At 70.4% G+C, this 20,280-nt stretch carries 15 protein-coding genes and 1 pseudogene; 8 read left to right on the top strand and 8 right to left on the bottom strand.

The window, feature by feature from the left end; genetic code table 11:
- Positions 1-31: 31 nt before the first annotated feature.
- The 3 genes from hisC to hppD all read right to left on the bottom strand — a co-directional run bounded on the left by hisC (position 32) and on the right by hppD (position 3,374).
- Positions 32-1,135 (bottom strand): histidinol-phosphate transaminase, encoded by a 1,104-nt coding sequence (hisC, locus tag SALPAC2_RS0114860; RefSeq protein WP_018217432.1) that lies wholly within the window; start codon positions 1,133-1,135, stop codon positions 32-34.
- Positions 1,132-2,073 carry an RDD family protein gene (locus SALPAC2_RS0114855; protein ID WP_018217431.1) on the bottom strand — a complete coding sequence of 314 codons (942 nt, stop codon included), beginning with the start codon at positions 2,071-2,073 and terminating at the stop codon, positions 1,132-1,134. The genes hisC and SALPAC2_RS0114855 overlap by 4 nt, the downstream gene beginning before the upstream one ends.
- Positions 2,074-2,168: 95 nt before the next feature.
- Entirely contained in the window at positions 2,169-3,374 is a 1,206-nt protein-coding gene (gene hppD / locus SALPAC2_RS0114850) for a 4-hydroxyphenylpyruvate dioxygenase (protein WP_018217430.1), read from the bottom strand.
- 154 nt (positions 3,375-3,528) lie between these two features.
- On the opposite strand from hppD, the gene SALPAC2_RS0114845 reads away from it, so the two are divergent.
- Positions 3,529-4,095 carry an Lrp/AsnC family transcriptional regulator gene (locus tag SALPAC2_RS0114845; protein WP_018217429.1) on the top strand — a complete coding sequence of 189 codons (567 nt, stop codon included), beginning with the start codon at positions 3,529-3,531 and terminating at the stop codon, positions 4,093-4,095.
- On the opposite strand, the gene SALPAC2_RS0114840 is transcribed toward SALPAC2_RS0114845, so the two are convergent.
- Entirely contained in the window at positions 4,050-5,039 is a 990-nt protein-coding gene (locus SALPAC2_RS0114840; RefSeq protein ID WP_018217428.1) for an ArsR/SmtB family transcription factor, read from the bottom strand. The genes SALPAC2_RS0114845 and SALPAC2_RS0114840 overlap by 46 nt on opposite strands.
- A 65-nt stretch (positions 5,040-5,104) precedes the next feature.
- On the opposite strand from SALPAC2_RS0114840, the gene SALPAC2_RS24880 reads away from it, so the two are divergent.
- The 4 genes from SALPAC2_RS24880 to SALPAC2_RS0114820 all read left to right on the top strand — a co-directional run bounded on the left by SALPAC2_RS24880 (position 5,105) and on the right by SALPAC2_RS0114820 (position 12,575).
- Complete coding sequence (locus tag SALPAC2_RS24880; protein ID WP_018217427.1) at positions 5,105-6,361, top strand: MFS transporter; 1,257 nt, start codon at positions 5,105-5,107, stop codon at positions 6,359-6,361.
- Positions 6,358-7,677, top strand: a complete 1,320-nt coding sequence (locus SALPAC2_RS0114830; protein ID WP_026184753.1) for an outer membrane protein assembly factor BamB family protein — start codon at positions 6,358-6,360, stop codon at positions 7,675-7,677. The genes SALPAC2_RS24880 and SALPAC2_RS0114830 overlap by 4 nt, the downstream gene beginning before the upstream one ends.
- Before the next feature lie 67 nt (positions 7,678-7,744).
- Positions 7,745-9,412 carry a fumarate hydratase gene (locus SALPAC2_RS0114825; RefSeq protein ID WP_018217425.1) on the top strand — a complete coding sequence of 556 codons (1,668 nt, stop codon included), beginning with the start codon at positions 7,745-7,747 and terminating at the stop codon, positions 9,410-9,412.
- Positions 9,413-9,602: 190 nt separating this feature from the next.
- Positions 9,603-12,575 carry an AfsR/SARP family transcriptional regulator gene (locus tag SALPAC2_RS0114820; RefSeq protein ID WP_018217424.1) on the top strand — a complete coding sequence of 991 codons (2,973 nt, stop codon included), beginning with the start codon at positions 9,603-9,605 and terminating at the stop codon, positions 12,573-12,575.
- A 109-nt stretch (positions 12,576-12,684) separates the two neighbouring features.
- On the opposite strand, the pseudogene SALPAC2_RS26235 reads toward SALPAC2_RS0114820, so the two are convergent.
- Positions 12,685-13,425 (bottom strand): annotated as a pseudogene (locus SALPAC2_RS26235) (DMT family transporter); the annotation flags it as partial.
- Between the two features lie 195 nt (positions 13,426-13,620).
- On the opposite strand from SALPAC2_RS26235, the gene pdxR reads away from it, so the two are divergent.
- Positions 13,621-15,021 (top strand): MocR-like pyridoxine biosynthesis transcription factor PdxR, encoded by a 1,401-nt coding sequence (gene pdxR, locus SALPAC2_RS0114810; protein ID WP_018217422.1) that lies wholly within the window; start codon positions 13,621-13,623, stop codon positions 15,019-15,021.
- A 53-nt stretch (positions 15,022-15,074) separates the two neighbouring features.
- Entirely contained in the window at positions 15,075-16,475 is a 1,401-nt protein-coding gene (locus SALPAC2_RS0114805) for a class II fumarate hydratase (RefSeq protein WP_018217421.1), read from the top strand.
- A gap of 44 nt (positions 16,476-16,519) precedes the next feature.
- Here SALPAC2_RS0114805 and SALPAC2_RS0114800 read toward each other — a convergent pair whose 3' ends face one another.
- From SALPAC2_RS0114800 to SALPAC2_RS0114790, 3 genes are all read right to left on the bottom strand, one after another.
- A complete protein-coding gene (locus SALPAC2_RS0114800; protein ID WP_018217420.1) occupies positions 16,520-16,810 on the bottom strand; it encodes a putative quinol monooxygenase in 291 nt (96 codons plus the stop codon).
- Positions 16,811-17,069: 259 nt separating this feature from the next.
- On the bottom strand, positions 17,070-17,612 hold the full coding sequence (locus SALPAC2_RS0114795) for a dihydrofolate reductase family protein (RefSeq protein WP_263404664.1): 543 nt from the start codon (positions 17,610-17,612) through the stop codon (positions 17,070-17,072).
- A 487-nt stretch (positions 17,613-18,099) separates the two neighbouring features.
- Positions 18,100-18,402, bottom strand: coding sequence for a hypothetical protein (locus tag SALPAC2_RS0114790; protein WP_018217418.1), 303 nt, complete (start codon positions 18,400-18,402; stop codon positions 18,100-18,102).
- A gap of 508 nt (positions 18,403-18,910) precedes the next feature.
- Here SALPAC2_RS0114790 and SALPAC2_RS0114785 point away from each other — a divergent pair.
- Positions 18,911-20,128, top strand: a complete 1,218-nt coding sequence (locus tag SALPAC2_RS0114785; RefSeq protein WP_080636927.1) for a helix-turn-helix domain-containing protein — start codon at positions 18,911-18,913, stop codon at positions 20,126-20,128.
- The last annotated feature ends 152 nt before the right edge of the window (positions 20,129-20,280 follow it).

Genomic DNA, 20,280 nt, shown 5'->3' with positions numbered 1-20,280 from the left:
GTCAGCTCGCGGCGAGCAGAACCGCCGTGGCTCAGCTGAGCGCGGCCTCCGCCGCGGCTAGGAAGGCGTCGTTCTCGGCCGGGGTGCCGATGGTGACCCGGACTCCGTCGCCGGGGAAGGGTCGCACGATCACGCCGCGCGACTCGCAGGCCCGGCCGAACTCCACCGCCTGGTCGCCCAGGGGTAGCCAGACGAAGTTGGCCTGGCTGTTCGGTACGTCCGGGACCAGCTTGCGTACCGCCTCGGTGACCCGGCCCCGCTCGGCCACGACCAGGGCGCAGCGTCGCCGTACCTCGTCGGCCTGGGCGAGGGCCGCCAGCGCGCCGGCCTGGGCGGCCGCGCTGGCGGAGAAGGGCGTGACCACCTTTCGGATGGCCGCGGCGACCTCCGGCTGGGCGACCAGGAAGCCGATCCGCAGCCCGGCCAGGCCCCAGGCCTTCGACAGGGTCCGCAGCACCGCCACGTTCGGTCGGTCCAGATAGCCGAGGCCGTCCGGCACCTCCGGGTCGGTGACGAACTCCCGGTACGCCTCGTCGATGACCACCAGCACGTCGTCCGGGACCTGGTCGAGGAAGCGCTCCAGCTCGGCTCGGCGTACCGCGGTGCCGGTGGGGTTGTTCGGGTTGCAGACCAGGACCATTCGAGTGCGGTCGGTTATCGCGGCGGCCATCGCGGTCAGGTCGTGCCCGTGCCCGGCGTCGTTGCTGACCCGTACGCTGGTCGCCCCGTTGGTCGCCGCGATGATCGGGTACGCCTCGAACGAGCGCCAGGAGTAGAGCAACTCGTCACCGGGCATGCAGGTGGCCCGGACCAGGTGATCGGCGAGCGCCACCGAGCCACAGCCGGTGGCGATCCGCTCGGCGTCCACCCCGTACTGCTCGGCGAGGGCCGCGCGCAGCGCCACCACGCCCATGTCCGGGTACCGGTGGGCGCCGGCGGCGGCCTCGGTGACCGCCGCCACCACCCCGGGCAGCGGCCCGTACGGCACCTCGTTGCTGGCCAGTTTGATCGCCTCGGGCAGGCCCAGCTCGCGGGCCAGGTCGGCCGGGCTGCGCCCCGGCACGTAGCTGGGCAGGACGTCCAGGTCGGCGCGGGTCAGCCGGGGTGCTGGCCGGCGTCGTCCGGTATCGGTCATGGGGTGTCTCCCGGAGGTGCGGGGCGGTCATTCGGGACGGGGGTACGGGGTAGCTGGACCACCACGGTCTGCGCCCGCTTGTCGTGCAGGGCCTGCCGGAGCGGACGGTCGAACAGCGGGGAGAGGGAGTCGATGAGCTGCAGCAGGAAGCCGATGCCGCAGAACCAGAGCAGGGTGGGCAGGCCGAGCGTGTTCCAGCGGCGCAGCGCCCGCCCGAAGCCCAGCGGGGCGACGGCGCTCACCGGTAGCACCTGCAGGCCCATCACCCGCTTGCCGAAGGTCTGCCCGCGGTTGGCCATCGACGGTACCTCGTAGGCCATCCAGAGCGCCGTGGCGATCAACAGAATCACGATCTGGAGGTTGGCGGCCTGGTCACCCGCCTCCGGTATCTCGGTGGTGTTGGCGGTGTCCTGCTCAACGATCCGGCGCCAGGCCTCGGCGAAGGGCGGGGAGATCTGCTGGACGTACTGCCACACGAACCAGGAGTTCACCACCACGTTCAGCGCGAGGACGACGGTGATGTCGATGAGGCGGGCTACCAGCCGGGCCCCCAACCCGGCCAGTGGCAGCCCGTGCGGACGAGGCTCGGGCTGCTGACCGGGCCAGGTCGGGTACGGCGCGCCCGGTGGCGGCCCGCCGGGCGTCCCCCGGTACGGCGCGCCCGGTGGCGGCCCGTGGCCCGGTGACGGGGTGCCGGACCCGCCCGGGGCGGGCTGGCCCGCCGCGGCGCCTGGTTGGCCGGCGGGTGGGCCGGGCTTGTCGAACCGGGTAGCCGGCTTCGACTCGGGCGCAGGCTCAGGCTCGGGCTCGGGCGGCGGCGGGCCCGCCGGGGGGGTGGCCTCGGCCGGGATGGGCGCACCGAGCCAACCCTCGCCGTCCCAGTACCGCCGGGTGTCGGGGTCGGCGGGGTCCAGATACCAACCGGGTGCGACGCTCACCGCGCCACCTCGTTCTGCTCGCTCACCTAGACACCTTAACGACGGGGGTTGGCCGCCCGGGGGTTGGCGGCCACCGGGCCGCCAACCCCTGGACGTCACAGGTTGCCGCGCTTCTCCTGTTCCCGCTCGATGGCCTCGAAGAGGGCCTTGAAGTTGCCCTTGCCGAAGCCGAGCGAGCCGTGTCGCTCGATCAGCTCGAAGAAGACGGTCGGGCGGTCCTGTACCGGGTTGGTGAAGATCTGGAGCAGGTAGCCGTCCTCGTCCCGGTCGACCAGGATCCGGCGGGCCTTCAGCTCCTCGATCGGCACCCGGACCTCGCCGATCCGGGCCCGCAGCTCCGGGTCGTCGTAGTACGAGTCCGGGGTCTCCAGAAAGTCCACGCCCGCCGCACGCATCGCGTCCACGCTGGCCAGGATGTCGTTGGTGGCCACCGCGATGTGCTGGGCCCCGGGGCCCTGGTAGAAGTCCAGGTACTCGTCGATCTGCGACTTCTTCCGGGCGACCGCCGGCTCGTTGAGCGGGAACTTCACCTTCCGGGTGCCGTTGGCGACCACCTTGCTCATCAGCGCCGAGTAGTCGGTGGCGATGTCGTCGCCGACGAACTCCGCCATGTTGGTGAAGCCCATCACTCGCTGGTAGAACTCGACCCACTCGTCCATCCGGCCCAGCTCGACGTTGCCGACGACGTGGTCGATCGCCTGGAAGAAGCGCTTCGGCTGGACGCCGGCGTCGATCATCGGCTGGCGGTCCACGATCGGTCCGCGGGCGACGTAGCCGGGCAGGAACGGACCGTGGTAGCGGGAGCGGTCCAGCAGGGTGTGGCGGGTGTCGCCGTAGGTGGCGATGGCGGCGGCCCGGACCGTGCCGTGCTCGTCGCTGACCTCGTGCGGCTCGGCCAGGCTGGTCGCGCCCTGGGCCATGGCGTGCGCGTACGCCGCGTCCACGTCCGGGACCTCCAGCGCGATGTCGCAGACCCCGTCGCTGTGCCGGGCGACCTGCTCGGCGCCGGGCGCGTCGGGGCGGACCGCGCCGGTGAGGACGAACCGGGCCGAACCGCTGGTCAGTACGTACTGGGCGTGGTCCCGGTAGCCCTGCTCCGGCCCCCGGTACGCCACGCAGGTCATGCCGAACGCGGTGGAGTAGTAGTGCGCGGCCTGTTTGGCGTTGCCGACCAGGAACTGCACGTGGTCCAGGCCCCGGACCGGGAACGGGTCGCGGCTGATGTCGTGGTCGACGGCGCCGACCAACAGGTCGGCGTTGACCTCGTCGTTCGACTGGGGTCGGTCGATCGCCTGGGTCATGGTGGCCCTCCCTCGCGTACCGGCCGGCCTGGTGGGCCGCAGCCGTGTTCCGTCAGTGCCGTGTTCCTCCCGTGAATATCGCTGTGCTCCCGGTCACTGAGCAACTGTCGTTGATCTGGCTGGTCAGGTTGTACAAGCAGTAGGGTCCTTGCCTATGAACCCTGGTCATGCTGTTCAGCTGGACAGCCTCGACGTTGGCCTGATCGAGCTCTTCGCCGAGGAGCCGCGGATCGGCGTGCTGGAGTGCTCCCGTCGCCTCGGGGTGGCCCGGGGCACCGTGCAGGCGCGGCTGGACAAGTTGGTCGCCCGCGGGGTGATCGACGGTTTCGGCCCCGCGGTGTCCCCGGCCGCCGTCGGGTTCGCGGTGACCAGCTTCGTCACCCTGGAGATCAGCCAACGACACGGGCGCGATCCGGTCGTCGCCCACCTGGCGGCGATCCCGGAGGTGCTCGAGGCGCACACCATCACCGGCTCCGGTGACCTGCTCTGCCGAATCGTGGCCCGCTCCAACGCCGACCTGCAACGGGTGATCGACCAGATCGTGTCGCACGAGAGCATCCGACGTACCTCGACGATCATCGCCCTGGCCGAGCAGATCCCGCACCGGGTCCTGCCCCTGCTCCGCTCCGCGCTGCGGGCAACGTCGCCGACGGCAGCGGAGGGCGCCGGGTCCGGTCAGTCGTTCTCGGCGAGCGCGTCCCCCAGCGAGGTGCGGCGGTAGCGGACCGTCCGGCCGGCGCGGGCGCGGGTCACCAGGCCCGCCTCGCGCAGCACCGCCAGATGGTCGCCGACGCCGCCCAGGCTCAGACCGAGTTGGGCGACGAGCTGACTGGTCGTCGCGGGGGCGGTCAGGGCGCGCAGCACGGTGGCGCGGCCCCGACCGACCAGCCGGTCCAGCGCGTCCACCGGCCGCGCCGGGTCCGGGGGACCGAGTAGTTCGGCGACCCCGGCCGCCCGGTAGACGATCGCGTAAGGCCCGGGTTGCTCGACGTAGCACATCAGGGCGCCGAAGACGGTGGGCACGAAGAGCATTCCGCGCCCGCTCAGCGGGTATGTCCGCGGGTCCCGGTCGGGGATGTCGAGGTAGCCGACGGTCGGGCCGGGGACCCAGCGCAGCCGCGGGTCCAGGTCCGCGACCGCCGCACCCCAGCCGTACGCGAGCAGCCGCCCCGCCCGGTGCAGCAGGTCCCGCTCCAGGGCGGCCCGTAGCCGCGGCCAGTCCGGCTCGACCAGCGTGACCCAGGCCGCCTCGATCCCGTCGGCGAGTTGGTCCACCACGTCCGGCGACTCGTAGATCCGACGGGCGTTCGCCGGTGGGGTTCGGTGGCCGGCGAGGTTGCGGGCCAGTTCGTCGCGGGCCCGCGCCAGTGGAGTCGACCGGACGATGGCGAGTTCGTCGGCGAAGTCCCGTGCCGTGCCGTCCGGTGGCGGTACGTAGAAGTCCGCGTTGTACGCGCCCCGGCGCTGCAACGCCAACAGCGCGTCGATCGCCGGCACGCTTCGCCGCAGCTGCTCGAAGGCGGGGCGGGCCCGGGTCACCCACGGGGTCAGCCCGGTGACCTCGTTCAGCCCGGCGCAGAGCCACAGCGCCCACACCGCCTCCCCGAGCGGCGAGATGGCGTATCGGCTCACCGCCACGTCCGCCGAGGTCACCTCGATCCGCATGCCGCTCCTTTCGCTGGTGAACGAAAGGATAGGTCGCCGCCGGATCCCTCCCCACACTTACTCGAATGAGTGTGACCGACTCCCGTCCCGTCACCTTCCGGGATGTCTTCGCCGTCGCCGAGTTCCGGGTGATCTTCGGCGGCTACAGCGTGTTCGTGATCGGCGAGACGGTGAAGATGCTCGCCCTGTCCGTGCTGATCTACGAGCGCACCGGCTCCGGGCTGCTCGCCGCGTTGGCGTACGTGACCGGGTTCCTGCCACACGCGGTGGGCGGGGTGTTCCTGCTCGCCCTCGCCGACCGGTGGCCGCCGCGGCGACTCATCGTCGGCTACGACCTCTTCCGGCTCGCCATGGTCGTGGTGCTCGCGCTCGGCGTGCTCTCCCCGCCGGCGATGCTCGGCCTGGTCGCGGTCGTCGGACTCCTTGCCCCGGTCAGTAGCGCCGCCCGTAGCGCGCTGCTGCCGGAGATACTGCACGGCGACGCGTACGTGTTGGGGCGGTCGGTGCTCACCGTGGCGGCCGGGGGCACCCAGGTGGCCGGGTTCGCCCTCGGTGGCCTGCTGATCGGGCTGGTCGGCCCGTACGGGGCGCTCTGGCTCACGGCGGCCACCTGCCTCCTCGCCGCCCTGCTGGCCCGGGTCGGGCTGACGTCCCGAGCGCCCCGGGTGGCGACGGGGACCGGAAACGCCGTCGGGGAGACCTGGCGGGTGAACCGGATGCTCCTCGCCGACCGGCGGGTACGCGGCCTGCTCCTGGCACAGTGGATTCCCGGCTCGCTGCTGGTCGGGGCCGATGGCGTGCTCGTGCCGTACGCGGCCCAGCTCGACCCGAAGGCCAGTGCCGGCCTGCTGCTGATGGCCGGTGCCTTCGGGATGCTCCTCGGTGACCTGCTGGTCGGACGGTTCGTCGGGCCCGACCGCCGGGAGGCGTTGACTCCGTGGCTGGCGCTGCTGCTCGGTGTGCCGATGCTGGCCTTCGTGGCCCAGCCGGGCCAGTGGCCGGCGGTGGTGCTGCTCACGGTCGCCACCGCCGGCTTCGCCTACCAGCTCGGGCTGGCCCGGCGGTTTCTCGACGCGGTGCCGGAAGCCCGCCGGGGGCAGGCGTTCGGGCTGCTGGGCACCGGCCTGATGGCGGGGCAGGGGTTGGCCGCCGCGGCCGGCGGGGCGTTGAGCGAGGTGGTCGCCCCCGGCACCGTGATGGCGCTGGCCGGGGTGGCGTCGCTCGTCGCGACGGCGGCGCTCTGGCGGACGCTGGCCCCGCCGGGGCGCGGGCGCGGCGGGATGCGGCGGGCCGGGCGGGCGGCTACCGTGTCCCGGTGGTGAAGGGGCGCGGCCTTGGTAAGCCTGGTTGGTTGCTGCTCGGGCTCGTGACGGTCGTCGTGCTCTCGGTGAGCGGGGTCTGGAACCCGTTCCCCGCGGTGTGGGACTGGGTGAACCGCAGTGCCCCGATCGGCGGGCCGGGCGTGGTCTGGCAGCAACGCGTCGGTGGCACCCCGCGCAGCGTCACCATCGCCGGGGAAGCCGTCGTGGTCGAGCAGCGCACCCGGGTGGAGGCGGTACGGCTCGGCGACGGCACGCCGCTCTGGAAGCGCAAGGCCGACTGGTCGGCGGTCGCCGGAGCGGGGCAGGACGCCGTCGTCGTGGTGGGCAAGCTCCTCACCCGGGGCTACGAGGTGCTCGACCCGGTCACCGGTGCCACCCGGCGACGGGACACCGCCGCGGTCGCGGTCTGGACCTGGCAGAACCTGCTCATTGACGCGCACTGCCCGGCCCCCACCGACTGCACGTTGCAGGCCTGGGATCCGCGCGGGGACACGCCGCTGTGGACGGCCTACCTGCCCGGAGTCGAAAGTGGCCTGCTCGGGGACAATCCGGGGCTGCTCGACACCCGTCGAATCGAGGCCGTCCGGATCGACAAGGGTGCCTCCGGCCCGGAGCCGGTACCCGGGCTGATCGGGTTTCCAGTCGACGGTCGCGTGCACGTCCTGGACACCGCGACCGGACGGGTGCTGGTCGACATCGAGCCCGGCCGGGACGAGCGGCTGTCTGTGGTCGGTGGCCGGATGCTGCGGCTCACCGCCCGCTCCGAGGAGGGCAACTGTCTATACACCGTCTCGGGCTGGGACCCGTTGTTGGGGAAGGAGACCTGGCAGCGGGCGGGCGTCAACTTCGGCACCGCCGACGCCATCGGCTGTGCCCAGCGCCGGGACCCGTTGGGCGCCCGCAGCGTGCTGATCGGGGTGTCGCCGGACGGTAAGCAGGCGGTCCTCGACGCCTACGACGGCCGGCTGCTGCTGGTCACCGATCCGGGCACGAAGATCGTCGCCGTTGACGATCGGTACGCCCTGGTCCGTGCGGCCGATCAGCGCTCGGTCTCGGTCCGCGAACTGGGCGGTGGCGAAATCCGGTGGACCCGCCCCGCCGAGAAGGAGCCGCGGGCGTCGCTCACCCCCTCCGCGGCGATCTTCGCCGAACGGGAGCCGTCCCGGCTCGTCGCGCTCGATCCGGGTACCGGCGCTGAGCTGGCGAACCTCCGGACGGCGGCGAATGCGCTCGCGGTCGGAGCGAACGGCATGGTCATCGGTGAGGGCCGGGAGATCGGGTACGTCTCCTTCCGGCCGATCGACCCGACGGGATGAGAGCACTGTCCCAGGACCTACCCGGCGGGTGGGACCGGACGGCTCTTCTGCCCTAGGCTTTCCGCTCATGAGCAGTGCCGCCTCCTTCTCGTACGCACCCCTGCTGCCGACCGGTTCGGACCAGACGGAGTACCGCCTGATCACCGACGAGGGCGTTGACGTCGTCAACGGCCCCGGTGGTCGCCGATTCCTGACTGTGGAGCCGGCCGCGCTCACCGCGCTGACCGCCGAGGCGATGCACGACATCGCGCATTTTCTGCGCCCCGCGCACCTAGCGCAGCTCCGGGCGATCATCGATGACCCGGCGGCCTCGCCGAATGACCGCTTCGTCGCGCTGGACCTGCTCCGCAACGCCAACATCGCCGCCGGTGGGGTGCTCCCGATGTGCCAGGACACCGGCACGGCGATCGTGCTGGGCAAGCGGGGCCGGCACGTGCTCACCGACGGGGCGGACGCCGAGTCGATCTCCCGGGGGGTCTGGCAGGCGTACACCCGGCTGAACCTGCGCTACTCGCAGCTCGCCCCACTGACCATGTGGGAGGAGCGCAACACCGGCAGCAACCTGCCGGCGCAGGTGGAGCTCTACGCCGAGGACCCGGACGGGCAGTCGGACGCGTACAAGTTTCTCTTCATGGCCAAGGGCGGCGGCTCGGCCAACAAGTCGTACCTGTACCAGGAGACCAAGGCGTTGCTGAATCCGACGCGGATGATGCAGTTCCTGGAGGAGAAGCTGCGGTTGATCGGTACGGCGGCCTGCCCGCCGTACCATCTGGCCGTCGTCATCGGCGGCACCAGCGCCGAGTACGCGCTGAAGACCGCCAAGCTGGCCTCGGCGAAGTACCTCGACCGGCTGCCAACCGCGGGTTCGATGACCGCGCACGGCTTCCGCGACCTGGAGCTGGAGGCCGAGGTGCTGGAGCTGACCCGGGGCTTCGGCATCGGCGCGCAGTTCGGTGGCCGGTACTTCTGCCACGACGTGCGGGTGGTCCGGCTGCCCCGGCACGGCGCGTCCTGCCCGGTGGCGATCGCCGTGTCCTGCTCGGCGGACCGGCAGGCGGTCGCGAAGATCACCCCGTCGGGGGTGTGGCTGGAGCGGCTGGAGACGGACCCGGCCCGCTACCTGCCCGACGTGACGGAATCCCAGCTGGAGTCGTCGGAGGTGGTCCGGGTCGACCTCAACCGGCCGATGGCCGAGATCCGCGCCGAGTTGAGCAAGTACCCGGTCAAGACCCGGCTGTCGCTGAGCGGTCCGCTGGTCGTCGCCCGGGACATCGCCCACGCCAAGATCGCCGAGCGGCTGGATGCCGGCGAGTCGATGCCGGCCTACCTACGGGATCACGCGGTCTACTACGCCGGCCCGGCGAAGACCCCCGAGGGCTACGCCTCCGGCTCGTTCGGCCCGACCACAGCGGGCCGGATGGACGCGTACGTGGAGAAGTTCCAGGCCGCTGGCGGCTCGATGGTGATGTTGGCCAAGGGCAACCGTTCCACCCAGGTCACCCGCTCCTGCCAGGAGCACGGCGGCTTCTACCTCGGCTCGATCGGCGGCCCGGCCGCCCGGCTGGCCCAGGACTGCATCAAGCACGTCGAGGTGCTCGAGTACGCCGAGCTCGGCATGGAGGCGGTCTGGCGGATCGAGGTGGAGGACTTCCCGGCCTTCATCGTGGTCGACGACAAGGGCAACGACTTCTTCGCCGAGGTGACCAAGCCGGTCCTCACCGTCGGCCGCCGCTGACATCGGTGCGCCCGCTCGGCTACCGCGGAACGGGCGCACCGCCCCCGTCACATGTTTCATCAATTTGCGCGTCCTGGATTGTCGGACGTCCCTCTCTTGATCCACTCTCACCGCGCTATCGCCGTACCCGAAACGGTTTTAGGTCGACAGCTACGCTGCGGGAAGTCGCAAGTACGGCAGGGGTGGAACTATGCGGTTTGGGATCCTGGGCCCGCTGCGGGTCGGTGTGGAGGGCACCGTCACCGCGGGTCGGGATCGGACCGTCCTCGCGATGCTGCTACTGCAGGCGGGTCGGATCGTGCCGGTGGCGGAGCTGGTCGACGCGGTCTGGGAGGAGCGGCCACCGGCTACTGCTCGGGCCCAGCTGCAGACCTGTGTGTCCCGGCTGCGGCGCCAATTCGTCAGCCTCGGGTTGCCCCCGGAACTCATCGTCACCGACCCGGTTGGATACAGCGTCCGTACCGCCCCCGGTGACCTCGACGCCGAGGTGTTCGGCGACCAGGTTGCCGCTGCGCGGGCGGCGGTCGCCGCTGACGAGCTGGCGGACGCCCGGCGGCGGTTCCGTGCCGCGCTCGCGCTCTGGCGAGGGCCGGCGCTGAGCGGCATCGCCGGGCGGGGCGTACTCGGCCGGGCCCAGACGCTCGACGAGCAACGGGTGACGGTGCTGGAGGAGTGCGTTGACGTCGAACTACGGCTCGGCAACGCCGTTGACCTGATCGACGAACTGACCGAGGCGGTCGCGCGACACCCGCTGCGGGATCGCCTGCGGGGCCAGCTGATGCTGGCTCTCTCCGCCATCGGTCGCCAGGCCGATGCCCTCGTCGTCTACCGGGACGGGCGCCGGCACTACGCCGAGGAGCTGGGCATCGAGCCCGGCGTGGAGCTGCAGGAGCTGCACCAGCGGGTGCTGGCCGGGGACCTGGTCACCACTGGGCCGCAGCGCACTACCGCCCCGGTCCGGGGCCTCCCGAGGGCGATCAGCGACTTCACCGGTCGGCAGGAGATCGTCGCGAGCCTGCTCCAGCAGTTCTGCGAGGGGGACACCCAGGTTCAGCTGATCGACGGGATGGCGGGCAGCGGCAAGACCACCCTCGCGGTGCACCTCGCCACCCGCCTCGCCGACCGTTACCCGGACGTGCAGCTCTACATCGACCTGCACGGTCACAGTGACCGCTCCCCGTTGACCCCGGACGCCGCGGTGGCGACGTTGCTACGGCAGCTCGGTATACCGGCGGAGCGGGTTCCGGTGGACCTGGAGGATCGTCTCGCCCGGTGGCGCACCGAGCTTTCCGACCGGCGGGCGCTGGTGTTGCTGGACAATGCGGCGAGCGTCGATCAGGTCGCACCCCTGCTGCCGACCGGGCGGTCCTGCCTCACGCTGGTGACCAGTCGATGGCGGTTGGCCGGGCTGGACGCGGGCCACCCCGTGTCGCTGCCCGTGCTCGATCTGGACGAGGCCGTCACGATGCTGGGGCGGGTGGCCGGGCCGGAGCGGGTCGCCGCCGAACCGGAGGCGGCGGCGGAGGTGATTCGTCGCTGCGGTTTCCTGCCGTTGGCGATCCGACTGGCGGGTGCCCGGTTGGCGCACCGGCCGAGCTGGCGGATCGTTGACCTAGTGGAGCGGCTGGCCGGAGCCCGTGATCCGTTGGCCGAGTTCGCGGCCGGGCCGCGTTCGGTTGGCGGCGCCTTCGCCCTGTCGTACGCGCAGGTCTCCCCGCCCGCGCAGCGGCTTTTTCGACTGCTCGGCGTGCATCCTGCCAGCAACTTCGACAACGCGGTCGCCGCCGCGTTGGCGGAGCTGGCCCTACCCGACACCCGGGACCTGCTGGACGAGTTGATCGACGCCAATCTGGTCGAGGAGCCGAGACCGGGCCGGTTCCGCCTCCACGACTTGGTCCAGAAGTACGCTCGCCGGCTGTTGGCTGAGCCGGGCCGAAAGGCCGAGCGCTCCGCCGCCCTGGAACGGCTTCTCGATCATCACCTGTACGTGGCGGCGGCGATCGCCCGTGTCCTCGAAGGAAGCAGCCAGGTCGCCTTCGTACTGCCGGATCCGCCGCGGGCCGACCTGGTCGAGGCATGCCTACCGCTGGGGACAACCTGGTTCGAAAACAACCGCGTGGTGTTGACCGCGCTACCCCGAATCGCTGAGGCGGAGGGCTTGCTCCAGCACTGTTGGCAGCTCGCCCGCGCCTGCTGGTGGGCGAACTACCAGGGTGGCCAGCTCAGCGAGCTGATCGAGATGCACACCGTGGGGCTCCGGGCGGCGGAGCGCCTCGACGATCAGGCTGCGGTGGCGCTGACCCTGAACTACCTGGCCTCGGCGCACTATCGGCTGGCGCAGTTACCCGAGGCGATCACCCTGATGTCGCGGAGTCTCCAGGTGTGCCGCCGGCTCGGGCTGCGGCAACAGGTTATGAGCGGACTGATGAACCTTGGAGCCGCCTACTCCATCAACGGCGACTACCGGCGTGGCTTGGAGTTTCTTGATGAGGCGATCATTTCCGTCGATGCCAGGGCCGGGCGGGGCAGGCTTGCCGAGCTGACGAGCAACAGGGGCTGCGCGCTCGCGTACTGGGGTCGGTACGAGGAAGCCCTGCGCACTGCACGGCTAAGCATGGTGCTGGCCCGGCAGCTCGATGATCTGTGGGCACTGGGCCGGGCCTTCACGCACATCGGCATGATCCGGCACCGGATGGGGGACGTCGCACCTGCCCGGCGGCTGCTCCGGACGGCACTGCGGGTCACGCGGCGGGTCGGCAACAGCTACGGCGAGGGCGAGGTCCTCAACGAGTTCGGTGTGTTGGAGCGGGAGGCCGGGCGGCCCGGGGAAGCCGCGCGGCTGCACCGGGAGGCGCTGATCGCGATCAACAGGTCCGGCGATCGGATTGGTGCGTGTGCCTCCCGCAACCTGCTGGCTCGGGCGATCGCCGAGCAGGGGGACCGGCCCAGCGCGTTGGATCTCTTCCGCCGGGTGCTGCACGACGCCCAGAAGATCAACCATCGGTACGAGCAGGCGCGGGCCCTGGACGGCATGGCTCGCTGCCTGCGGTCGACGGACGTGCGTGCGGCGCGGGTGTACTGGGCCCAGGCGCTCGCCCTCTTCGACCAGGTCGACGTGCCGGAGCGGCATGAGGTGCGCCGGCTGCTGACCGAGCTTGGTTGAGCGGCTCGGGGTGCTGGTTCTCCGGCCGGGTTCGGGCGGGAGCCAGCCCGATGGTCACGCCGATTCCGACGACGACCGCGCCGACGATGTCCGCGCTCGAGGGGTAGCCGGTGCCCAGCAGTGCCGTGGCCGCGACCGCGCTGGCCGGCGCGATGCCGGCGGCGAGCCCAGCCCGATCGGCACCGAGCCGGGAGATCGCTCCATACCAGAGTACGAACGCGAGCGCGGTGACGACGACGGCGAGATAGGCCAGCCCCAGCGCCTGCCCCATGGTCGGGAGGGGAACCGCGCGCTGCCCGTCGGCGAAGACGGCCGCGATGAGCAGTACGGGTACCGCCAGCGCCGACGCGTACGTCGAGACCCGCAATGGGCCCAGCCTCGGTAACAACGGGACGGCGAGCAGCGAGAACGCCACCTCGGCGGCGAGCGCCCCCAGCGCCCACGCCAGCCCGGTGACACTGCCGCCGCCGTAGCCCTGGGTCAGCACCACGCCGGCGGTCACCACGATCGCGGCGGTCACCACCCGCCCGCTGGGGGGCCGACGCCGTAGCAGCGGAGCCAGGAGCGCGAGCATGATCGGAACGCCACCGATGACGGCTCCGACGCTGGACGGGTCGGCATGCCGTACGGCCTGCACGTAACAGACGTTGAATCCGGCCAGGCCCGTGCCGGCGAGTAGCGTCAGGCGTACCGCCTCGCGCGGCGACAGGCGCAGATGTGACACCCGCTGCAGGCGCATGAACAGCAGCAGGACTAGGGCCGCGCCGGAGTAGCGCAGCAGCTGGCCGCCGAACGTCGGATAGTCGGTGAGCCCGGCGAGGACAGCCGCCGAGCTGCCGACCAAGGCCATCGCCGCGACGCCGGACAGAATCCCCCAGTATCGGCTCAAAATGCTCTCTCCTTGACGCGGCGGCGTGGTCTACCGGTCCGTTGCTTTAGCGTGGCGATTGCCGTGATGTCACGTCGTTCCTGCGTGATCGCTTTTAGTGAAGCCGGCCTGGTGGGTCGGGCACCAGACCAGTTGGGGAAGGTGAGACCAGACCAGATGGCACGGCAGCTCCAACTCAATCTGGACCGACAGTCAACAACGCCGCTGATCGAACAGCTGCGTAGCGGCGTCAAGAGCATGATCGAGGCCGGTGCCCTGCGGCCCGGGGCGCCGTTGCCGTCCAGCCGACTACTCGCGGCCGACCTACGGGTCGCACGCAGCGTGGTGGTCGAGGCGTACCAGCAACTGACCGCCGAGGGTTACCTGATCTCGGTGGACCGCTCCGGCACTCGGGTCGCGAATCTGGCTTCCGCCCAGGACGGTGCCGTCACCGGGGTGTCCGCCGTCGGCACCGTTTCCGCGCGGTGGGACCTCCGCACCGGGCTCGCGGATGTCAGCGGCTTCCCCCGCGCCGAGTGGCTCACCTGCCTGCGGCGGGTGCTGCAGACCGCGACGCCGGAGCATCTGGAGTATCCCGCCCTGGCCGGGGTGGCGGAGCTGCGGAGCGAACTCACGTCCTACCTCGGACGGGTTCGGGCTGTCCGCACCACCGCCGACACCTTGATGGCCACCGCGGGCTTCGCGCAGGGCCTCGCGCTGCTGTCGAACATGCTGTTGGATCTCGGACACGCGACCGTCGCCGTTGAGGACCCCGGACATCCGGGGCAGCGAAGGTTCCTTGAAGACATCGGGCTGCGTCCGGTGCCGGTGCCGGTTGACGATGAGGGGATCGACGTTCGGGCCCTGGCCGCCAGCGAGGCGCGGGCGGTGCTGGTGACACCGGTGCACCAGTTCCCGACCGGTGTCGTGCTGTCCGAGTCGCGGCGTACGGCGCTGGTGGCCTGGGCGCGGCAGGTCGACGGGCTCATCGTCGAGGACGACTACGACGCGGAATTCTGGTTTGACGATGCCGAACGTCCTCCCGCCGTCCAGGGCCTCGCTCCCGAACGGGTGGTCTACGGCGGGTCCGCCAGCAAGACGCTCGCCCCGGGGCTTCGGCTGGGGTGGCTCGCCGTGCCCGCGCACCTCACGCCGGCGCTGGAGCGGGCCCGCGCCCGTCAGGACCTGGGCAGCTCCACCATCGATCAGCTCGGGTACGCCCACTTCATCGCCACCGGACGCCTCGAGCGGCACCTGCGCCGGATGCGCCGGCGCTACCGGGAGCGGCTGGAGGCGTTTACCGCCGCGGTCGCCAACCTGCTGCCCGACTTCAGGTTGATCGGCTCACCCGCCGGTCTGCATACGTTCCTGGCGATTCCGCCGTACGTTGACGAACGGGCGTTGGTGGATGCCGCCGCGCGACTCGGCGTGGTCGTGCGGGGGGCGGATCACTTCGCCTGCCACCATCGCCCACCGACACCGGGGCTCGTCGTCGGGTATGCCATCCACTCCCGCGACTCGCTGGTCGGGGCCGCCGCCGCCTTGGCCGCCGCGGTCCGGATGATCAGGACCGGTTGAGCGGCTCGGGGTGAATATCCGCGCGGGGCCGTCGTGCGCGGCAGGATGGTGGGGTGACGAATCCTGAGGCGACGGGCTACCGGATCGAACGCGACTCGATGGGCGACGTGGAGGTGCCGGCCGCGGCGCTGTGGCGGGCCCAGACCCAGCGCGCGGTGCAGAACTTCCCGATCTCCGGGCGGGGGATGGAGCCGGCCCAGATCCGGGCGCTGGCCCAGATCAAGGGAGCCGCGGCCGAGGTCAACGGTGAGCTGGGGGTGATCGACGCGAATGTGGCCGCCGCGATCGCCGCCGCCGCGGCGCACGTGGCCGACGGCGGGTACGACGACCAGTTCCCCGTCGACGTCTTCCAGACCGGCTCTGGCACGTCGTCGAACATGAACACCAACGAGGTGATCGCCACCCTGGCCGGTCGTGAGCTCGGCGCCGACGTGCACCCCAACGACGACGTGAACGCGTCGCAGTCGAGCAACGACGTCTTCCCGTCCTCGATCCACCTGGCCGCCACCGAGTTCGTGACCCGGGACCTGCTGCCCTCGCTGGTGCACCTGGCGGAGGCGTTGGAGGGCAAGGCCGCTGAGTTCGGGGATGTGGTCAAGGCGGGGCGTACCCACCTGATGGACGCCACGCCGGTCACGCTCGGTCAGGAGTTCGGCGGGTACGCCGCGCAGGTCCGCTACGGCATCGAGCGGCTGGAGTCGGCCCTGCCCCGCCTGGCCGAGCTGCCGTTGGGTGGCACCGCCGTCGGCACCGGCATCAACACTCCGCTGGGCTTCGCGGCGCGGGTGGTGGAGCGGCTGCGCGACTCGACGGGGCTGCCGCTGACCGAGGCGCGGAACCACTTCGAGGCGCAGGGCGCCCGGGACGCGCTGGTGGAGACCTCCGGGCAGCTGCGGACGATCGCGGTCGGTCTCTACAAGATGGCCAACGACATCCGCTGGATGGGCTCCGGGCCCCGCGCCGGGCTGCGGGAGTTGCGGATCCCGGACCTCCAGCCCGGATCGTCGATCATGCCGGGCAAGGTGAACCCGGTGGTCTGTGAGGCGGTCCGCCAGGTCTGTGCGCAGGTGATCGGCAACGACGCGGCGGTCGCCTTCGCCGGTTCCCAGGGCGACTTCGAGTTGAACGTCATGCTCCCGGTGATGGCCCGCAACCTGCTGGAGTCGATCAAGTTGCTGGCCGCCTCGGGGCGGCTGTTGGCGGACCGGTGCGTGGTCGGCCTGGTCGTGGACGCCGAGGTCTGTTTGGCGTACGCGGAGGGCTCGCCGTCCATCGTCACCCCGCTCAACCGACATCTCGGGTACGACGAGGCCGCTTCGATCGCGAAGGAGGCTCTCGCGAAGCAGGTTTCGATCCGGGAGGTGGTGGTTTCCCGGGGGCACCTGGAGTCCGGCAAGCTCACCGGGGAGCAGCTTGACGAGGCGCTCGACCTGCTCCGGATGACCCACCCCTGATGGGCGGAGGGGCAAGGGCCTGCCGTCGACGTATGGGGCCGGACTCAATCAATCTGACTCATCTCGTACCGCGTGCATTCAGCGATCTTGTCGGCGGTGGCTTCCCCATGCTCTTGCACGTGTGAGCGGTTCATGTGCACCTGCCAGAGTTCATGGGACTCCCAGTTCTCGTAAACGAGAAAACGGGTGGGGTCGCTGTTGTCCTGATGGAGGTAGTAGTCGATGCACCCGTTCTCCTGGCGGATGAGCGGGACAACCCTCCTGAGCTCGGCCTTGAGTGGTTCCACCTGGTCCGGCTTGGCGCGAACGTCAACAACAATGGTCAGGTGTGGCATTCGGCGCTCCAGGGTTGCTCGGAGATGCGCTTAACCTCCTCAAGCTAGCGGCTGAGATCACTCGGAGTCCTGACAAGCCATCAACTGGGGGCAGCGAGCTGAACCGAGGGTCGAGGGCCGAGGGGCGAGGGTCGGAGGCCGGGCTGAGGGCCAGGGCGTGCGGGCGGTGGCGGGGTTGGGCGGTGGCGGGGTTGGGTGTCATCCGGGCCGCCTGGTGTTCCCTGGAGGCGGGGCCTCCGCGCCCCAGGGAACACCCAGCTCAGCGCAGGATCTTAAACCGCAGGTGGGTCGCCTGGGGCGTATCGATTACACCCTTGTTCTCCAACCGCAGGGCGGTAGCGTCGAACAGCTTGATCCCGCCGTCGATCACCATGGGCCGTACCGCCAGCCGCATCTCGTCAACGAGCCCCGCGGCCAGGCACTGCTGGGCGAGCTGGGCGCCGCCGCCGATGATGACCTCGCGTGCGCCCGCGGCGGTCTGCGCCCGCCGTACGGCCTCGGCCACGTCCGGAATGAAGTGGAAGACAGTGTCCCCTTTGGCCACCTGCTCCGGCGCGCTGTGCGAGACGACGAAGTGCTCGACCGGGAACGGGTTGTCCACGAACCCGTCCTGGCTGGCACCCTGGTCGTAGGTGCGTCGCCCCATGACCATCGCGCCCATGCTGCGCTGCAACTCCTCGACGATCGCCTGGCTCTCCGGCGAGGGTGCGAAGAACCAGTCATGCAGCCCGGCGGGCCCACCGTCCGCGGCGGCGATGCAACCATCTACCGACATCGTCATATCCAACACGACTTTTCCCATGAAACCTCCACCGGTTGCTGGCATCCTGCTTCGCGAGCCGGGAACAGCGCTCCTGCCCACCTCTCCGGGGTCGCTGAGGTGTCATGATCACGGAAAGCTCGCCTCCATCGATGTCATCATCACCCACCGACATTCCGGTCCCCCGCTGACTCACTGAGCCTTTCCGCGTAGTGGGTCGTGACGTTGGATGATCAGGTGGCTTTTTGGTGGTCGGTGTGAAGATGCCAATGCTGCTGGCCGCCAGGGCGTCAGCCCCACCGGGATGTTGTGCCCGAGGTAGCTGTCAGGGTTAGTTTCGCTGTCGAGCTGCCCCACCGGCGGGACCGACGCCAAGGCTCGCCCCGGGCTGCTGGGCGGGCACGGGGCATTGCTGCGCCCCAGCTATGCGGGCAGCTCGACAGCGGGCGGCACCGCACCGCCTAGTCCCGGCAGGACGACGCTCGGTCGCCCGCCCAGCTCACTGGTGTGCCCCCACCGAGTGGCGGTGCTAACCAACCCCGTCATCCTGATCTGAATTCATCGCCGGCGGGTTGCTTCGGGGTGTCCAGGCGAGGAAGCGGTCGAAGAGGGCTTTGGGATCTGGGCCATTCTGTAGGTGGAGCTTGTGCAGGTCGGCTGCGGCGTCGTGAAGTTGGGCGCAGAGGTAGATCCGGAGTGCGACGAGATCCTTGGCGTACTCGTGGCGCAGGGTGAGTCGGGCGGTGGCGCAGGGCCAGGGTGCGGCGCAGGTGCGGCAGATCCAGAGTGGGCGCAGCGGCAGATGCGATCGGGCGGCGGGAGGGGTCACCACTTGCCGCCGTTGGCGCGCCACGTTTGGGCGGGGGTGAGCCAGCCGACCCGGCCGACCTGGGGTTCGGCTACGGTGGGGGCGTTCCACGCGGGGCGGTTCGGTGGGGGCGCGGCGGTGGTGGGTTCGGTTGGCACGGTCGCGTGGCGGTCCGGGCAGGTTCGCCAGCGTAGGCCGCAGGAGCACTGGGGGCGGGGGCCGCGCCAGACCCGGCGGTGCCGGGGTGCGAGCGGTATGGGGCGTTGGTTGCGCGGCCACCGGAATGCGTGGGGAAGCCAGTTTCGGATAGATCGAGACATGACGCGGCCCTTCTTGAATCCACTGTGAGTGTCACGGCCCCGGCGGTAAGGTTCGCCCGGCCGGTGGGACGGACGGCCACTCGCTCTCCATGATCACTTTGGGCAATAGCGGCGTAGCGGGCTGTGCGGATTGACCCTACGAGGGGACAATCAGATCCCTATGCGGTTGCCCCATGCCAGCAGCGAGGCATATTGCCAAGGAGCGAGGCATCATGAGTTTTCGTGCAGAGCTGCGCCGTCGAAGGCTGGAAGCCAACCTCTCCCTGCAACAGCTCGCCGAGCTGGTTCCCTGTGATCAGGGGTACTTGAGCAAGGTGGAAAACGGTCACCGGAGGCCCGGCCCGGAGATGACGGCCAGCCTGGACCACGCCCTCGGTGCCAACGGTGTGCTCTTCGCCTTGGCGGGCGACAACGAGGAAGGCGGTGAGAACGTGCGGCGGCGCGCGGTACTGCAAGCCCTCAGCACGGCCGGGATGGCGGTGGCGGGTTGGCCGCTGACCTCGGCAACCACACCTCGCAAGGTCGGCATGGATCACGTTGCTGACCTCGTCGACACGACCGCCGTCTACCGAGGGTGGGTATCTCGACATGGTGGAGTGGCCGTGCAGCAACCGGCTGCGCAGTTGCTGGAGCGGGCCGCCACCCTGTACGGCACTGCCCACGAACCGAAGGTTCGTACGGCGCTACTCGTCGCGATCGCCGAACTTGCCGGCCTCGGCGCGTACATCGCGCGCGACATTGGAGACCATCGCAGCGCCGACGAACACGCCTGGCTTGCCTTGTCTGCGGCCACCACCGCCGGTGATACCGCCCTCGGCGGTCACACCGTAGTGCGGATGGCGGGGCACAACATCGAACTGCGTAACCCCGACAAGACGCTGGCACTCCTCGACGCGGCCGCGCAGCGTGCCAGCGACCTGTTCACCGCAGGCGACCGCGCCAACCAGACCTGTATCCGGGCGTGGGCGCACGCCCAGGCAGGTCACACGGACCTGGTCCGTCGTGCTGTGGGAGACGCCGAGGACGCCTTCACCCAGGTAGACGCGGCCGGCGCTCCCGGCTGGGCCGCCCAACACGTCACCGAGGCAGAGCTCTACAGCCTCACCGGCGCTGCGTACACGGACCTAGCCCGCACCAACCCCCGACATGCCGTAACCGCCATCAGCCGTCTTCACCGGGCCCTGGACCTGCGCGGTGTGTCGTTGGCCCGGAACCGCACCCTTGACCAACTCAGCCTGGCGGAGGCGTTGCTGTATGCCGGGGAGTTTGACGAAGCGGGGCGAGTTGCTTCGGCGGCTACCGATGCTGTTGGAGACATCAATTCGGGCCGGCTTTCGCTACGCATCGCTGGCCTGACTCGTCAGATGCAGCCGCATACCCGCAAAGCACCTGCTATTGCCGAGTTCGTCGTAGCGCAACGCACCGGATAGGTTCCCGGTGGCGTGCTTTTGTCCCCATTCAATGTAGCTATGCTCGATCAACCGTCGGATCTCGGACGGCTACAACGGGGTCTGGGAAGCTAGCCTTGGCGAGGTCTTGCATCTACAGAGGTCGATTGAGCTGATGAGGAAAGTGACGGAGT

Origin of the sequence: Salinispora vitiensis (genome assembly GCF_000378825.1) — a bacterium.
Classification (GTDB): domain Bacteria; phylum Actinomycetota; class Actinomycetes; order Mycobacteriales; family Micromonosporaceae; genus Micromonospora; species Micromonospora vitiensis.
Note: the sequence above shows the minus strand (reverse complement) of the source record. Positions and strands in the feature narration are given on the sequence as shown.

Coding starts and splice junctions, on each gene's coding strand:
- SALPAC2_RS0114840 (WP_018217428.1), bottom strand. CDS start 5,039: ATGCGGATCGAGGTGACCTCGGCGGACGTGGCGGTGAGCCGATACGCC.
- SALPAC2_RS0114785 (WP_080636927.1), top strand. CDS start 18,911: ATGAGTTTTCGTGCAGAGCTGCGCCGTCGAAGGCTGGAAGCCAACCTC.
- pdxR (WP_018217422.1), top strand. CDS start 13,621: ATGGCACGGCAGCTCCAACTCAATCTGGACCGACAGTCAACAACGCCG.
- SALPAC2_RS0114825 (WP_018217425.1), top strand. CDS start 7,745: ATGAGCAGTGCCGCCTCCTTCTCGTACGCACCCCTGCTGCCGACCGGT.
- SALPAC2_RS0114800 (WP_018217420.1), bottom strand. CDS start 16,810: ATGCCACACCTGACCATTGTTGTTGACGTTCGCGCCAAGCCGGACCAG.
- SALPAC2_RS0114795 (WP_263404664.1), bottom strand. CDS start 17,612: ATGGGAAAAGTCGTGTTGGATATGACGATGTCGGTAGATGGTTGCATC.
- SALPAC2_RS0114820 (WP_018217424.1), top strand. CDS start 9,603: ATGCGGTTTGGGATCCTGGGCCCGCTGCGGGTCGGTGTGGAGGGCACC.
- SALPAC2_RS0114845 (WP_018217429.1), top strand. CDS start 3,529: ATGAACCCTGGTCATGCTGTTCAGCTGGACAGCCTCGACGTTGGCCTG.
- SALPAC2_RS24880 (WP_018217427.1), top strand. CDS start 5,105: ATGAGTGTGACCGACTCCCGTCCCGTCACCTTCCGGGATGTCTTCGCC.
- hppD (WP_018217430.1), bottom strand. CDS start 3,374: ATGACCCAGGCGATCGACCGACCCCAGTCGAACGACGAGGTCAACGCC.
- hisC (WP_018217432.1), bottom strand. CDS start 1,135: ATGACCGATACCGGACGACGCCGGCCAGCACCCCGGCTGACCCGCGCC.